At 42.3% G+C, this 15,041-nt stretch carries 11 protein-coding genes; 4 read left to right on the top strand and 7 right to left on the bottom strand.

All coding sequences use genetic code 11. The features are described 5' to 3' along the window. The first annotated feature begins 181 nt into the window (after positions 1–181). The 4 genes from H6A28_RS11090 to H6A28_RS11075 are packed head-to-tail and all read left to right on the top strand — an operon-like array spanning position 182 to position 7,271. On the top strand, positions 182–4,522 hold the full coding sequence (locus H6A28_RS11090) for a CusA/CzcA family heavy metal efflux RND transporter (protein ID WP_204480316.1): 4,341 nt from the start codon (positions 182–184) through the stop codon (positions 4,520–4,522). An 18-nt stretch (positions 4,523–4,540) separates the two neighbouring features. Next, entirely contained in the window at positions 4,541–5,458 is a 918-nt protein-coding gene (locus H6A28_RS11085; protein ID WP_204475617.1) for an efflux RND transporter periplasmic adaptor subunit, read from the top strand. A 9-nt stretch (positions 5,459–5,467) separates the two neighbouring features. Continuing rightward, positions 5,468–6,511 (top strand): sensor histidine kinase, encoded by a 1,044-nt coding sequence (locus H6A28_RS11080; protein ID WP_204480314.1) that lies wholly within the window; start codon positions 5,468–5,470, stop codon positions 6,509–6,511. Between the two features lies 1 nt (position 6,512). After that, positions 6,513–7,271, top strand: coding sequence for a LytR/AlgR family response regulator transcription factor (locus tag H6A28_RS11075; RefSeq protein WP_204480313.1), 759 nt, complete (start codon positions 6,513–6,515; stop codon positions 7,269–7,271). A gap of 55 nt (positions 7,272–7,326) precedes the next feature. Here H6A28_RS11075 and H6A28_RS11070 read toward each other — a convergent pair whose 3' ends face one another. The 7 genes from H6A28_RS11070 to H6A28_RS11040 all read right to left on the bottom strand — a co-directional run bounded on the left by H6A28_RS11070 (position 7,327) and on the right by H6A28_RS11040 (position 15,037). After that, positions 7,327–9,729 (bottom strand): hypothetical protein, encoded by a 2,403-nt coding sequence (locus H6A28_RS11070; RefSeq protein WP_204480311.1) that lies wholly within the window; start codon positions 9,727–9,729, stop codon positions 7,327–7,329. Between the two features lie 31 nt (positions 9,730–9,760). Next, positions 9,761–10,603 carry a hypothetical protein gene (locus H6A28_RS11065; protein ID WP_204476044.1) on the bottom strand — a complete coding sequence of 281 codons (843 nt, stop codon included), beginning with the start codon at positions 10,601–10,603 and terminating at the stop codon, positions 9,761–9,763. Positions 10,604–10,609: 6 nt separating this feature from the next. Further along, complete coding sequence (locus H6A28_RS11060) at positions 10,610–11,758, bottom strand: hypothetical protein (protein ID WP_204480309.1); 1,149 nt, start codon at positions 11,756–11,758, stop codon at positions 10,610–10,612. Between the two features lie 61 nt (positions 11,759–11,819). Next, positions 11,820–12,428: a hypothetical protein gene (locus H6A28_RS11055; protein WP_204476042.1), complete on the bottom strand. Its 609-nt coding sequence runs from the start codon at positions 12,426–12,428 to the stop codon at positions 11,820–11,822. Between the two features lie 21 nt (positions 12,429–12,449). Beyond that, the gene (locus tag H6A28_RS11050; RefSeq protein WP_204476041.1) at positions 12,450–12,767 is read right to left on the bottom strand and encodes a hypothetical protein; all 318 of its coding nucleotides are present in this window, start codon (positions 12,765–12,767) and stop codon (positions 12,450–12,452) included. Positions 12,768–12,851: 84 nt separating this feature from the next. After that, complete coding sequence (locus H6A28_RS11045; RefSeq protein ID WP_204476040.1) at positions 12,852–14,549, bottom strand: hypothetical protein; 1,698 nt, start codon at positions 14,547–14,549, stop codon at positions 12,852–12,854. Positions 14,550–14,590: 41 nt separating this feature from the next. Next, on the bottom strand, positions 14,591–15,037 hold the full coding sequence (locus H6A28_RS11040) for a hypothetical protein (protein ID WP_204476039.1): 447 nt from the start codon (positions 15,035–15,037) through the stop codon (positions 14,591–14,593). Positions 15,038–15,041 lie beyond the last annotated feature (4 nt).

Genomic DNA, 15,041 nt, shown 5'->3' with positions numbered 1-15,041 from the left:
AATAAAAAACTGCCACACTGACATAGAAAAAAATAAGTTTCGGCTTCTGTCTGCTCTTTTTATATTTCATCTTTCTAAAAGTACAGTTCAACCCCTGATTTGTCGGTTTCATACTTTTATGAATCTTTAAAAGGTAGTGAGACACTAATTTTGCTACCATCATTAATCAACACTCAAGAAAATGTTTAAGAAAATAGTCCATTTTTCAATTCGAAAAAAACTGTTTGTCGCTTTGACAACACTGTTTTTAATGATTGGGGGCATTTATTCTATGCTGACGTTGCCTATTGATGCCGTACCTGATATTACCAATAATCAGGTGCAGGTGGTCACGGTATCGCCTACTTTGGCTCCGCAGGAGGTAGAGCAGCTGATTACGTTCCCGATAGAGGTTGCCATGAGCAACATTATGAATGTGCAGGAAATCCGTTCGGTGTCTCGTTTTGGACTTTCCGTAGTGACGGTCGTATTCAAGGAAAGCGTGCCTACGCTGGATGCCCGTCAGTTGGTCAATGAACAGATACAGACCGTGGCCGGGGAGATTCCTTCCAATCTGGGCGTACCGGAAATGATGCCGATTACCACTGGTTTGGGAGAGATTTACCAGTATGTGCTGAAAGTAGCTCCGGGATATGAAAAGAAGTACGATGCCATGGAGTTGCGTACCATCCAGGACTGGATTGTGAAACGTCAGCTTTCGGGTATACCGGGTATCGTGGAAATCAACAGTTTCGGAGGGTATCTGAAGCAATATGAGGTAGCGGTTGACCCGGATGCGTTGTATTCGTTGAACATTACCATCAGCGACGTGTTCGATGCTTTGAGCCGCAACAACCAAAATACCGGAGGTAGCTATATAGAAAAGGTGAACCGTGCCTATTATATCCGTTCGGAAGGTATGATTACCGACTTGAAGGATATTGAGCAGATTGTGGTGACCAACCGTGGCGGTATTCCCGTACATGTGAGCGACATCGGGAAAGTACGCTATGGTGCTCCCAAGCGTTTCGGTGCCATGACCATGGATGGAAACGGCGAGTGTGTGGGTGGTATTGCCATGATGCTGAAAGGAGCCAATGCCAATGTGGTAACTCAGGAACTGGAGAAACGGGTGGCGAAGGTGCAAAAGATGCTGCCGGAAGGAATTAGCGTGGGACCTTATCTGAACCGTTCGGAACTGGTGAACCGGAACATCTCGACGGTGATTCGCAACCTGGTGGAAGGTGCAGTGATTGTGTTCGTGGTGTTGATTATCTTCTTGGGAAATGTACGTGCCGGACTGATTGTGGCTTCTGTCATACCGCTGGCCATGTTGTTTGCCTTTATCCTGATGCGGGTATTTGGTGTGTCGGCCAACCTGATGAGTTTGGGAGCCATCGACTTCGGTATTGTGGTAGACGGCTCCATTGTGATATTGGAAGGTATCCTGGCACACATCTATAGCAAAAAATGGATGGGTCGTACGCTGAGTAAGAAGGAAATGGATGAGGAAGTGGAAAAAGGTGCCGGCAATGTGGTGCGGAGCGCGACGTTTGCGGTGTTGATTATCCTGATTGTATTCTTCCCGATATTGACTTTGACCGGAATCGAAGGAAAATACTTTACCCCGATGGCCAAGACGCTGGTGTTCTGTATCATCGGAGCTCTGTTGTTGTCACTCACGTATGTGCCGATGATGGCTTCGCTTTTCCTGAAACGTAGTGTAGCTGTCAAACCGACCTTGGCCGACCGTTTCTTTGAGAAACTGAACCACGTGTATCACCGTGTCTTGAGTTTCTGTCTGTCCCATGTGTGGGGTACACTGGCTTCGGCCTTTACCTTATTAATATTATCCTTCTTGTTGTTTACCCGGTTGGGAGCTGAATTTATTCCGACACTCGACGAAGGTGACTTTGCCATGCAGATGACCCTCCCGGCAGGTAGCTCCTTGAGCCGCAGCATTGAGGTGTCGCTCGCAGCCGAGAAGAAACTGAAAGAAGACTTCCCGGAAATCAAACACGTAGTAGCCAAAATCGGTACGGCTGAAGTGCCGACCGACCCGATGGCGGTAGAAGATGCCGATGTGATGATTGTGATGAAGCCTTTCAAGGAATGGACTTCGGCCAGCAGCCGGGCGGAAATGGTAGAAAAGATGAAAAAGTCGCTGGAGTCGGTAAAAGGAGCTGAATTCAATTTCAGTCAGCCTATCCAGTTGCGTTTCAATGAATTGATGACGGGCGCTAAAGCCGACATTGCCATCAAGCTGTATGGAGAAGACATGACCGAACTTTATGCCAAGGCAAAAGAGGCCGCAAAATATGTGGAGCAGGTACCTGGCGCATCCGATGTGCTGGTAGAACAGGCCATGGGACTTCCGCAGCTGCTGGTGAAATACGACCGTGACAAGATTGCCCGTTACGGCATCGACATTGAAGAACTGAACTCCATCATCCGTACGGCATATGCAGGCGAGACTGCCGGAGTAGTGTTTGAAAACGAACGCCGTTTCGATCTTGTGCTGCGTTTGGATAAGGATAAGGTGAAAGATTTGAATATTGACAAGCTGTTTGTCCGCACGAGCGAAGGCATCCAGATACCGGTCAGCGAAGTGGCCAGCATCGACCTGGAGAACGGTCCGTTGCAGATTAACCGTGATGCCACCAAGCGACGGATTGTCATTGGTGTCAATGTGCGAGATGCCGACATTCAGCAAGTAGTGGCACAGATTCGTACCTCTTTGGAAAAGAATATCAAGCTGAAACCGGGTTATTATTGGGAGTACGGCGGACAGTTTGAGAACCTGCAGAATGCCGTACGCACGTTGAGTATCGTGATCCCAATTGCCCTGATGTTGATACTTTTACTGTTATTTTTTGCATTTAGAAGCGTAATTTATTCATTAGTTGTTTTTTCTACTGTACCTTTGTCGCTGATTGGAGGTATCGTGGCGTTGTGGTTGCGCGGTCTTCCGTTCAGTATCTCGGCTGGCGTGGGATTTATAGCCCTGTTTGGCGTGGCCGTGTTGAATGGTATCTTAATGATCAACCATTTTAATGACTTACGAAAAGAAAAGACTTATACTATGTGTACGAATCGAATTATTGCAAAAGGATGTCCTCATCTGTTGAGACCGGTATTCTTGACCGGACTGGTAGCTTCACTGGGTTTTGTGCCGATGGCAGTGGCCACTTCGGCCGGAGCGGAAGTACAGCGTCCGCTGGCTACGGTAGTGATTGGCGGACTGATTGTGTCTACCGTGCTGACTTTGATAGTGATACCGGTATTCTATCGGCTGGTAAATTCCATTGCTCATGTGTGGGGACGGAAAAAACACCGTGTACGGTTGGGTAGAAAAGCAGGAATGACTTGTCTGCTGCTGTTGCTGGCCGCATCTGCTTCTGCCGTGACTTCAACTCCTCAGAAGGCGATTTCGCTGGAGGAGGCAGTAGAGATAGCTTTGCAGAATCATCCGCGGCTGAAGATGGCCAATGCGGAGATTGAGCGGAGCCGGGCAGCCCGCGGAGAAGTGTGGGATGGAGGTAATACCTCGTTCAGCTACTCTTGGGGACAGCTGAATGGAGCCTACCGGAAAGATAATGAACTGTCGGTGGAACAGTCGCTGGGTTCGTTCCTGACGCCATTCTATAAGAATGCGCTGGTTAATGCACAGGTGACCACTGGCAGCAACTACCGTGATATGGTGAAGAAAGAGATTGTGGCCGAAGTAAAACGTGCTTGGGTGTACTACCAGTATGCCTGCCATTTGTATCGTTTATATAGCGAGCAGGAAGCATTAGCTCTGAAACTGAAGGAAAGCGGGGACATGCGTTTCGAACAGGGGGACATCGACCGGACGGAACGGAATATGATTGCCGCTCTTGCCGCAGATTTGCATACCCGTATCTTGCAGGCACGTGAAGAGATGGAACTGGCTTCCCGTCGTTTTGCTTGGGCTTGCTACTCAGATTCTCCGGTGGTACCGAACGACAGCTCATTGGCTGTTCTTCCACTTTCTGTGCAGGACAGATCTCTTTCGGCTGCTCATCTGAATTATTTTGCCAGCCAGGTGCAGGAGAAGAAATCGGAGCTCCGTATTGAGCGCAGCAAATTCTTCCCGGAATTCTCAGTGGGCTATGTGCGTCAGAAAATCGCCCCGCTGAACGGACTGAATTCGTGGATGGTGGGAGTGTCTTTCCCTATTTTATTCTTTCCGCAGCGCAGCCGCAGCAAGCAGGCCAAGGTAAACCTGCAAATTGCGGAATGGCAGGCCGAGCAAAATCGGGTGCAGTTGAATAACCAGGTGGAAGAACTTTACCGGCGTGCCCGTCAGCAGCAGGAAAGCCTGGACTATTATTCTAAAGCAGCTCTGAAAGAAGCGGAAGCTCTTCAAGAAAGTGCCTTGTTGAAGTTCAAGGAAAGTGAAATCAACATCACGGATTTCGTACAGAATTTGAATGCTTCCCGCGAAATCCGTAAGAATTACATTGAAACGGTATATGCCTACAACGTATCCGTACTGGAAATCGAATTATACACTGAATAAAATAAAAAGCATAACAAGATGAAACAGATACTTTTTTTCTCAGCCTTATGGTGTGCACTGGCTTTCACCTCTTGCGGTGGAGGTGCATCCGAGCAAACCACTGATGAAGCAACCGATACCCTTTCTACATCGCAGGATAGCCTTGCTGCGGCTACCGATAGCATGGTGGTAGACGGCATGTCGGGAGCTACCCAGGTGGCCAATGCTCCTTCGTTCAACGGAGTTTTGATGATACCACCGCAAAAGCATGCTACTATTACCTTGAGTATGGGAGGAGCCGTACACAGTGTGTCTTTTCTCCCGGGCAGTTACGTACAGAAAGGTCAGGTTATTTTGACCCTGAAGAATCCGGATTTCATTACTCTGCAGCAGACATGGCTGGACGCGGCTGCACAAATCGAGTTCTTAGAAAAAGAATATGCACGCCAGAAGAATCTCGCTTCACATGAGGCAGCTTCCCAGAAACAGATGCAGCAGAGTAAATCGGAATATCTTTCCATGAAGAGTCTGTTGGATGCAAGTGCTGCCCAGTTGAAAATTTTGGGTATGGATACTCATCATTTGCAGACGCAGGGCATTCATCCTTACCTGGAAATCAAAGCTCCTCTGAGTGGATACGTTACCAATATGAATGTCAACTTGGGAAAATATTTCAACGTGGGAGAACCCGTGTGTGATGTCATCGACAAGCATTCACTGATGTTGCAGCTGACGGCCTATGAGAAAGACCTGGACGACTTAAAGGTGGGCGACCATTTTGAATTTCACGTGAATGGCATGGGAAATCAGAACTTTGAGGCCGTGCTGGTATCTATCGACCAGATGGTGGACAGCACTAACCGTTCCATCAAGGTATATGCGCGCGTGCTGAATCCGCTCAAGGACTTCCGTCCGGGTATGTATGTATCGGCTCGTAAGGTGTCTTCCAAATCTTGATTTTGACGCATGAAGCGAATCGTGGACAATAAATATCTGCTGGTAGTGAATGCCATCTCTATCATGGTGGCATTCCTTACGCATTTCCCGGAACTGATTGCTTTGTCGAATCCGTATGTTTCCGACGGGCTTTCGTTTCCGGGCATGCACTGGGCAGATGTGGGCAATGAGGTGTTGTTTACATATGTTTCCTTGTTGTTGCTTTTCTTCCTGAATGAGGCCGTGTTCCACTTCAACAGCGACATGGTATCCATCGGGTGGAAGAAGATGCTCTGCGCGTTTGTGCTCACGTGGGTGGTCAGCAACCTGCTGGGAAAATGCTTCGTGTATCTGCACCAGTATTTCGACATCCCGGCCATCGATGCTATGCTTCATCATTATCTGCATCCTTTACGGGATTTTCTGATTACTTGCATTGTGACGGGTAGCTGCTATTTCTTTCATCAGAACCGGATGAGCCGCAAAATGCTGCTTGAGAACCAGCAGTTGCGCACGGAAAACATCATCAACCAGTACGAGGCCCTGAAGAGCCAGTTGAATCCGCATATGCTTTTCAATTCACTGAATACCCTGTACCTGCTCATTCGCGAATCGCCCGACAAAGCCCGTCATTACCTGGAGGAACTATCGAAAGTGATGCGTTACACCCTGCAGGATAATGAGTCACATTCCGTGACTCTGCGGGAGGAGATGGAGTTTGTGCGATCGTATATCTTTCTGTTGCAGGTGCGCTATGAAGAGAATCTGCAGTTTGACATTCAGATTTCTCCGGAACTGCTTTCCCGTAAGCTCCCGCCCATGGCCCTTCAGTTGCTGATCGAGAATGCTGTGAAGCACAACGAAATCAGCAACCGCCGTCCGTTGACCGTTTCAGTGAAGGCCGAAGGCGATACTGTGGAGGTGAGTAATCCGTTGCAACCCAAGCGGGGAGGAAGTGCCGGAATGGGTATCGGGCTGGCTAACTTGGCTAAACGTTACCAGTTGCTTTACAAGAAGGAAGTTTCCGTACAGGAAGAGAACAACCGTTTCACCGTGATTTTACCTTTGATTTGAAATGAAAACACTGATTATAGAAGATGAGAAAGCGGCCTTGCGTAACCTGAAGGCCGTGATGCAGGAAGTGGATACCAATTTTGAAATCGTCGGGGAGGTGGACAGCATTTTCGACGGGGTGGAGTGGTTTCGCACGCATCCCATGCCGGAATTGGTGTTTATAGACATTCATCTGGCCGACGGTTCGGCTTTCGATATCTGTGCGCAGGTGGATATCACCTGTCCCATTATCTTTACCACGGCCTACGATGAATATGCCCTGAAAGCATTCAAGGTGAACAGTGTGGCCTATCTGCTCAAGCCCATCAGCCGGACCGACTTACAGGAGGCCATGCACAAGCTGGAACTGTTGGGCGGACAGCCGAAGGTGGCGAAACAGCCCGACTTGTCCGAGATACTACGGAGTCTGAAAAAGGAGGAAAGCTACAAGACCCATTTTCTGGTGCCGGTGAAGGGCGACAAGTTTCTGCCGGTATCGGTCGATTCCATCCAGTATTTCTATATTTCCAACGGGCTGGTCAAGGCCGTCGACGGGGACGGGAAGGAATTTGTGTTCTCACAGTCGCTCGACGAGCTGGCCGAACTGCTCAACCCGCACGATTTCTTCCGGGCCAACCGCCAGTTCATCGTGTCGCGGAAGGCCGTGTCCGACATCAGCCTGTGGTTCAACGGGCGGTTGGCTATCAACCTGAAAGTGCCGGTGCCCGAGAAAATTATCATCAGCAAGGCCAAGGCCTCGGAATTGAAGGATTGGTTCTGATTTTGAAATTCTGGATTATCCAAAGTTTTGGCCTTGTTGTTTCTTATTTTAGCTGTTATAAATCTTTTTCGAGGTATGTGAATATTGTTTTTCCTATTACAAATTTAGTCCCATGGTAGAGTTTCTTTTTGTTATTAGTTTTTAGTGGTTTTTTGTTAAATAGAATACCTTCTTCTAAAGCAGTCAGGTAAAGGTATCCATTTATCATTTTTATTTCCGCTTGCTCAGGAGCAATAGGGCTGGTAATGTCCCATGTCATTTGTAGATCACAATTGACAGATTTTCCAATTAATATTCTTTTGGGCCGATTTGAAGATTTCATCCATTTGTAGAGTGCAATATCTGTTTCTTTGATGGGCCCTTCAACTCTGAGAAAATACCGTTCAGATTTCGGACTAGTGGCTGCAACACTAATAGCAAATCCAATACAATAAATCATGTAACTCAAAAGTAGATATTCACGTGTGTCTATTTGAGAGTTGAATGAGAATGACCACAAATACATTGAACCAAGTCCGAATATGATAGAGATTGTTGCACCAATCAGCGCTCTCTTTAACTTGATGTCAGTTCCATAAGTTACGGCTGTTGCAATGAATAGGCCGCTTAACATCCAAGGAATCCAATCGATGAGGAACGAATTGTCTTTTAAGTTTAGTGTGATGGAAATGACACATCCGATAAAAAAAGATAAATAACTGAGAAGTCCTCCAATCATAGATCTAAGGATGATTTGTAATATTCTCTTCCATAACCATCGGCCATGGCTGGTTAAAATGCTTAATGAGAGGGTAAGAAAGAAACCAATATTCAAGCCATAGAAAGGAAGGAATAAAAGATTGCTTTCGTATTCTTCTATTAGGGACGTGATGGATGGTGAATTAGGTTCTATACCCCAAATAAGGTAAATGAACTTCACAAGTAATAAATTTTCGCTATGGTGGACATTGGCTGTAAAGTTAATCCAGGCAATGAGACCAGCGAATGCTCCAGCAATAATCCATGAGAGATAAAATGATGCGTTGCGTGGATCAAATAAATTCTTTGAGTTGTAATAATGCCGTCCTTTCTTGCAATGTCTTCCATACTCAGGACATTGGTATTCATTTTCATCCCAGCATGATTTATGGAGTACATGTTTGCATTTCACCACAATCTCGTCTCCTTCTTTAAATGGAGCTTTGCAGAAATAGCAAGACTGCTCGATTAACATTCCGTTATAACTCATGTTTTGGCCGTTATATCGAGTGACATATTTCTTTTTGAACAGCCAATAACTTATACATGGTAAAATCAATTGGAAGATTAGATAGAGTATAAGGATTGTTATTATGCCAATAAAACAGCCTTGAAGAATGATTTGGAGTGTTGTAGAACCATTGACTATGATGGGGTTATAGATGCTCCCTACATTATAATAGATATAATCGGATGCAATCAGACTATCGCCTGAATAACATGCAATCTGGAGTTTACGTTCTATTCCTCTATAAATTTTATAATCGGGATTGACATATGTAAAGATATTATCTATATAATTTTTTCTGAATAGATGTAGTATGTCATTTAAACTTAATTGTTGATTAAATGCATTGATGTATTTACCTCCGCTTTTTTGACAAATTGCCATTAAAAAATTTTGGGCATCTTTATTTTCTTGATCAATTCGTTCCGTTTGTTCTTTTAGGTTAAAATAGAAGATAGGGAAAGTTTGGGTTGTGTCAATTTTTTTGGTAATTTGGTATTGTAACTCGAAATGTTTTGGGTCAATAGGTTTATTATGGTCGTAGACCTTTCCGTCGGAAAAGACGAACATAATTTTCTGGGCAGAAGTTACTGTATTTGCGTGGATACTGTCTTTTACATTTCCTACATATTCGGAAGAGTCATTTTTGAATTCATCAATTTTAGAAGATATGGCACGGTATAGGTATTTACCTTTTGGCTCACTTTTGAAATAGTTATTTAGTACGTACTCTGACGCTATCATTGTTGGTGTTACCCCTCCATTTTTCATAAAAGCTACATGAAGATGGTCTAGTGCAAAGAGTCGTTTCAAATCCTTGATAATCCGATATTGTTGGCTGATTGCTGTGGAGTCCAATGTAAGATCAACCAAAAATAGTGCATCCAGTTTTAGTTGGGTTATTTCTTTTAATCTAAGGTTTTCATAGCTTTCTAATTGAGGTTGAGTTTTGGGATTGTATATATTACCCTTCAAAAACTCTTCTGTTTTGAAATGAATACTGTCAGCATTGGTACTTAATAACAATGCTGTAAGGGTATCGTTTAGTTCTACATTTAATTTAAAATGTTTGTAGTCTGGCTCAAATTCTATTTTTGTGATATTGATGTTTAAATCTTTTTTATACGAATTACGGTCAGGTCTGAGTTGCTCACATCCGGACAATGTGAGGATTAAAAGTAGTAGAAATGATATGATATACTGTCTGTTCATTGTTGTAGAAGATTTTCTAGTTATAAGTTTATTAAATAGTTGGATAATCATTATTGTTTTTATCCATCATTTCACGAAGTTTTTTTGCGTTTTCTCGTGCTTGTTTGAATGCTTTTATTTTAGCTTGCAGCATGTTGATAAATAATAATATTATAGCTACTGCTGCTAGACTATATAAGTAGTCTTTTATGCGTTCCAGCCAAGGTTTGTATTTCAAGGCCTGAATTTTCTCAGAAGTGTTTTTAAGTTCAATGTATTTCTCTTCTATTGGTTGGAAGCGGGGAAGAAAACTTTCAAATTCTTGTGATACCCCCTTAGCGGTATCATATTGGTTTTGGATTTCTGCAAATAATAACTGTTCTTTTCCTTTCACTTTCTCTAGTTCGGTAGTTAAGGTTTGTACCAATGAAAGTTCGAATGCGGTTTTATAAAGTTGAGCATAAATGCTGTCTTGCGTTTTTAAGAATGTTTCCGCATTCGAGAAACTTTTTTGTGCATCAAAAAAATGTTTCTGAATGGCTATTGAGTCTAATAAACTCTGTTTAGCTAGTTGGTAGTTTGCTACGATTTGCAAAAGAGAATCATCTTCGGCAATTTCTATTTGTTTTGATTGGTAGTATGTGTTCCATTTGGCATCAATTGTAGATACTTTTTTGTCGGCTTTTATAAGTTCATCTGGGGTATATTGTCCTACATTAACAGCAATTTCTTTAAGTTCTTGATAAAAGTTGAGCATGCGGCTTTCTATTTCTAACAAATGCATTTCATTGTCGAATATGCCTGGATCATCCTGACACCAGGCTTGTGTACTTGGTGAAATAATCCAGAAGCATAAGTAGAAAAAGAACTGTATGTGATGTCTCAATCTTTTCATTGTATGTCATTTATTTAGACAGGTTTGACGAAAATAAATTTTGGCCTTGTTGAATATAGCAAGGGCTTCTTGTTGGGAATGGCTAATATCTGTGGCCTGTTGTACATGTGTATCAATAGAATCAATGATTTGGTTGCACGTAGCTTCTATATCTGACTTTTCAATATCGTCTGAACTTAGTAACCATTTGTTGGTGCTGTTGTCAATTTTTCTTGCCATACTCAAGATATATTCTGCGCTGATTTCAAGCATTACATGCTGTTTTTCTTTTATAATTTGAAATTTGCATTGCATGTTCTGGATGGCATCCACATAGCTGTTATAGGTTTCAATGTTTGTTTGAATATCTGGACAGGTGTTTGTCTCTTCTTTTTTGGGGTATTGTTTTAGAAGAAGAGCTTTCATTTCATTAAATATTTTTTCACTCTCGGATGTGTTCAGTTGGGAGTCTGGACCAAACTTCTGTTTGAGTGCCATAAATGCAGTTCTAATGTTTTCGGCTTGATTTTTAGTTGTTTGTATGGCGTCTTCTTTCCCAAAACAAGGATCTCTTTTGATGGAAATATGATATGTGCGGTCTAAGTCTGTTTGGAAAAAAAGATCGTATTTCTTTTTCTTCTGATTTATTTGTTCATTCATCACTAAGATATCTCTTAATGTGATAGATACGTCTGCAGCTTTATGGAGAATGTCGAATGTTTGCTCAATATAATCATTTACTATTTTGTATTCAGTGGGTTGTGGTTGGAGGCCTTCATATTTAATCCATGATTTGAAGATATGTTTTCTTTTAGGTTTGATAGATTTTCTTAATGATCGGGTTATTTTATATTTTGCCTTTTCGTCTGATTCTGCTACATAGGGTAATTTGTTGGGACGTAGTTTGTTGAAACGAACGACATGTGAGTAACGGACGTTTTCTTGGAATGCAAAAAGTTTCCGATAGGATATCAGGCTGACAATGAGTCTATTATTTGGCTCGTCGAAGTTTATTTTTACCAGAAGGTCCATGTCTGTTGCTCCTGGTTTGAGCGAGATATGATCTACGTATGGAGCGTTTTCTGCTACTTCTATTTGCTTGACCGTCTGTGCTCTCAGACTGGAACCGAAGCAAAGGGTAATGAGGCCATATATGATAGTCTTTAAGAATTTCATGTTTTAATATTTGAATATGACAAAAATATGAATTTAAATTGGAAAAAATTATTTTATGACCTTATTTTAAAGATGGTTGTTGGTTGAAATAAATCCATCCTTTGGGTTCTCCTTGCTTAATGACCCACTCTGCTACTTTTAAGTCTTCCGGATATGGAGGTTCTTGTATTGCATGGTATCGATCGTAACTCAAATAATGTCCAATACGTTCTACACACCAAGCTAAGCTGGAATAGCTATCTGGAGTATTCAGGCATACTCTTCCAGCAAAATCTCCAAAATATCGGATGTTCGGATGCCATGGATGAGGAAGAGGATGTCCTTCTTTATCGCATGTTAGAAAATAAAATTCGGCAGGAGCGTCTACGCAAGGGTAGTTTTCAGGTAAACTGATGCGCATATAAAAAGTAGAGGCGAAAAGAGGAGAGTTGGATATACCTGGTTCGTTAAGCTGCTCTACATATTCTACACCGCTAATAGAGGAAATGTGATAAGTTATCAGATATACGATAGGTAACCCTTGCGTGTTACGTTTGATTATCTGGTATTCTATTTTATCCCGTTTCGCAAAGGTTTGGTCCAACTGAATCCATTCATGGAGTAGTCGTCGATTTCTACCATTTAGTTGTTGGGCTGAAAAATCCTGCCAATTTGTGGAATGTGTTTGCATAGTTATTTCTTGTTAGTTCGTTTAGCCGGGGAAAGGGTCAGGTATTAGAAAAAGTGTATCTCCGTTGTTGACATTGTAGTCACTTAAAGTTTGTTCTGTTTTTCCAATGCGAGGTCTAAGCACACGTACTTCATGAGTTGCTGTATCTTCTTTTCCAAAAAAGTAATCCAAAGGAGCACCAGTTGGATCTATCGAAGGAAAATCAAAAATGAGCCGGCCGTCTTTTCCAAGAGCATGGCGTAGATTATTCATCAGAGTACTCAAAGGTGCTTGAGGGTTCATGATGCGGAATTTAACTTTTTTGTCTTTATATACGATGTCTAAGAAAAAATCTTCCATTGTTATATTTCTATTTTAAATTACAAAAATAATAAATTATAAACTCTTATTCATAATCTGTCTGGAGATTTCTAAACTTGGTTTTTAGTTTATCCCGATATTTACTAGAACAGGCAGGATGTTAGTGCTTCTTACTTCAATCATCTTTTGTAATAAAAATTCAGTCATGGGAATTTTTTGCTGAAAGTTTCGTTTGATGTAGGGGTCATCTTTTAGAGAAATATAAACTTGGGTCTCCAAGCCGTAATGGTTGCCTTCTGTGCGTCGATTGTTTCTGACTTTAATGCTTGTAATCATTTCGTTTGTTATGCCGAAGCGGGTGAGAAGTTCGTTATAACACAATATCTTGATGTCGGCAGGTGTTACAATGCGGTCATTAGTGGTCAGGTAGTAACGCGTGAGCGTATTTTCAGCATCTATGTTCTGTGTCTCGTCAAATCCTGGCATAGGTTCGGCAATCAGTCTGGTATTCGTGAAATATCCGTTTGCCAAGATGTGGAACTGACTTTTGTTATTCAGGAAGCTATTCACAGCACTACCGTTAGTAATCAAGTAGTCAATATGCAAACTCTTGTCTTTGGGATGGAAACCACTATTGTTCTTGAGCATCAAATATATACTTGAGGTATAGGTGTTCGAGGCTTGTGCCACTCCTTCTGCCATCTTTTTCAGTAGTGAGTAGAAATTGTTCATGAAGTTGCCTTCCTGGAGGGATTCGATACCCTGAAAAGCATAATAATCAGAAGAGAAACGGTTGATAAGTGTACTCGCAAGTTTAACTAAACGCTCTGGGTTGAAGCGGCTGCCTGTCATTTTGCGGATTTCAATGGGCTCTTCTCTGAATATTTGTGTGTCTGATGGTCGAATTAGATGCAGGAATTGCCCGCGTGTAGAAATATCGTTCCAATCGGTTAAACGCGCGATAGGAGAACTGGGTGAGAGGGTGGCAGACGCTATAGAAGCGTTAGCTAAGATGGTACAGTTTATGGATAACATTTCTTTGTCGAATGAAAATTGTTCATCAATGCCAAAGAATTCGAAAGTTAACTCTAACTTTTCATCTGGTTGAGATGTTGCAGAAGGAGTTTTGTACGTATCTACCGTAAATAATCGTACGTTTTGTCTGGCAAATAAGTCAAACCAGATGTGGCGAGCTTGGAAAATACTTGATTGGTTGTAAATCAGATTCTCTAACGAGAAACATTTGTCCAATGGTAAATCTGCATAGTCCCATGGCTTGATGAGTGGTAATGGGTGACCGTTGGCGAAAACTTTTAGGTCTTGAAAGTGAATATTGTTAATTGAAAAGGTGAAGCCGGATAGGTTGCTGGTTGTTTCTTTGAATTGTAGGGTCACTTTCCAGCGGCGTTTGTCCGCTCTGATTATTGAGGTAATTTTGCAGTTGAAAACTTGTGTGCAGAGAAGAGGTATAAACTTGAATTGCGTATCCTGTAGCGAAAAGATTGTTTGATGATCCAGTGTTTGCACAGAAATACTTTCACTTGGCGTCACTTCTACGGTTGCTGTGGCGGGAAGCGCATGGGTGCGTTCGTAGGGAATAAGCATTTGCTCCAGTTCATAAAGAATTTCGGTTTTGAGCTGTTCAATTTCGTTATCAATTTCGTTGGCTTGATAGGCCAGCGCTGTCAGAAATAGTGAGAAAACCGGGTCTTGCTCAATTCCTTCGAGGTGTTCATTATTGGTGCTTTGCTCCCAGATTGCAATTGCTTCTTTGATGATTTCTTCTGCTCTTTGGCGTGTATTGAATATCGTTTGCTTCATTTTTTTTCGTTTTAGTTCTTGTTAGGAAGTTCTTTGAGAGTTCAGTTCCAGAGTTTGATGCTGGTTGTATATTTGTAAACTTCACCTGTTTCTATGAGTACGCCTTCAACGATGACTTGAATTATTCTTTGACTTTTAAGGTATGTCATGGAAACAGAAACATGTGATAACCTTTTTTCGTATTGTTCGATGGCTTTTTTTAAGTCTATCGCAAATGTATTGATGTTCTTGGAATTTCCTGATATTTTTTTGTCATATAAATTAGGATATAGACTCTCTTGTGGGGTTGAATCATAAATGACTCCTTCCTTTTCATTGAAAATCTCAAATTTCAGATTATTAAATATAAAGCCAAATTGAGGATCTGCCACATTGCTTCCACATGGTGTGCTCAACAATAGTTCGATGAACGCATTGATAGCAGTTTGTGGCTGTGTGGCGGTGGCCAGTCGGCCATTTGTTATTTGCAGTGGTAGTAAAACATTCATAATC

It is taken from the genome of Bacteroides mediterraneensis, from assembly GCF_016900355.1.
GTDB lineage: Bacteria > Bacteroidota > Bacteroidia > Bacteroidales > Bacteroidaceae > Phocaeicola.
Note: the sequence above shows the minus strand (reverse complement) of the source record. Positions and strands in the feature narration are given on the sequence as shown.

Bases quoted from the DNA above. Each gene is read 5' to 3' on its own strand.
- H6A28_RS11075 (WP_204480313.1), top strand. From the start codon at position 6,513: ATGAAAACACTGATTATAGAAGATGAGAAAGCGGCCTTGCGTAACCTG.
- H6A28_RS11090 (WP_204480316.1), top strand. From the start codon at position 182: ATGTTTAAGAAAATAGTCCATTTTTCAATTCGAAAAAAACTGTTTGTC.
- H6A28_RS11070 (WP_204480311.1), bottom strand. From the start codon at position 9,729: ATGAACAGACAGTATATCATATCATTTCTACTACTTTTAATCCTCACA.
- H6A28_RS11040 (WP_204476039.1), bottom strand. From the start codon at position 15,037: ATGAATGTTTTACTACCACTGCAAATAACAAATGGCCGACTGGCCACC.
- H6A28_RS11065 (WP_204476044.1), bottom strand. From the start codon at position 10,603: ATGAAAAGATTGAGACATCACATACAGTTCTTTTTCTACTTATGCTTC.
- H6A28_RS11050 (WP_204476041.1), bottom strand. From the start codon at position 12,767: ATGGAAGATTTTTTCTTAGACATCGTATATAAAGACAAAAAAGTTAAA.
- H6A28_RS11060 (WP_204480309.1), bottom strand. From the start codon at position 11,758: ATGAAATTCTTAAAGACTATCATATATGGCCTCATTACCCTTTGCTTC.
- H6A28_RS11045 (WP_204476040.1), bottom strand. From the start codon at position 14,549: ATGAAGCAAACGATATTCAATACACGCCAAAGAGCAGAAGAAATCATC.
- H6A28_RS11085 (WP_204475617.1), top strand. From the start codon at position 4,541: ATGAAACAGATACTTTTTTTCTCAGCCTTATGGTGTGCACTGGCTTTC.
- H6A28_RS11055 (WP_204476042.1), bottom strand. From the start codon at position 12,428: ATGCAAACACATTCCACAAATTGGCAGGATTTTTCAGCCCAACAACTA.
- H6A28_RS11080 (WP_204480314.1), top strand. From the start codon at position 5,468: ATGAAGCGAATCGTGGACAATAAATATCTGCTGGTAGTGAATGCCATC.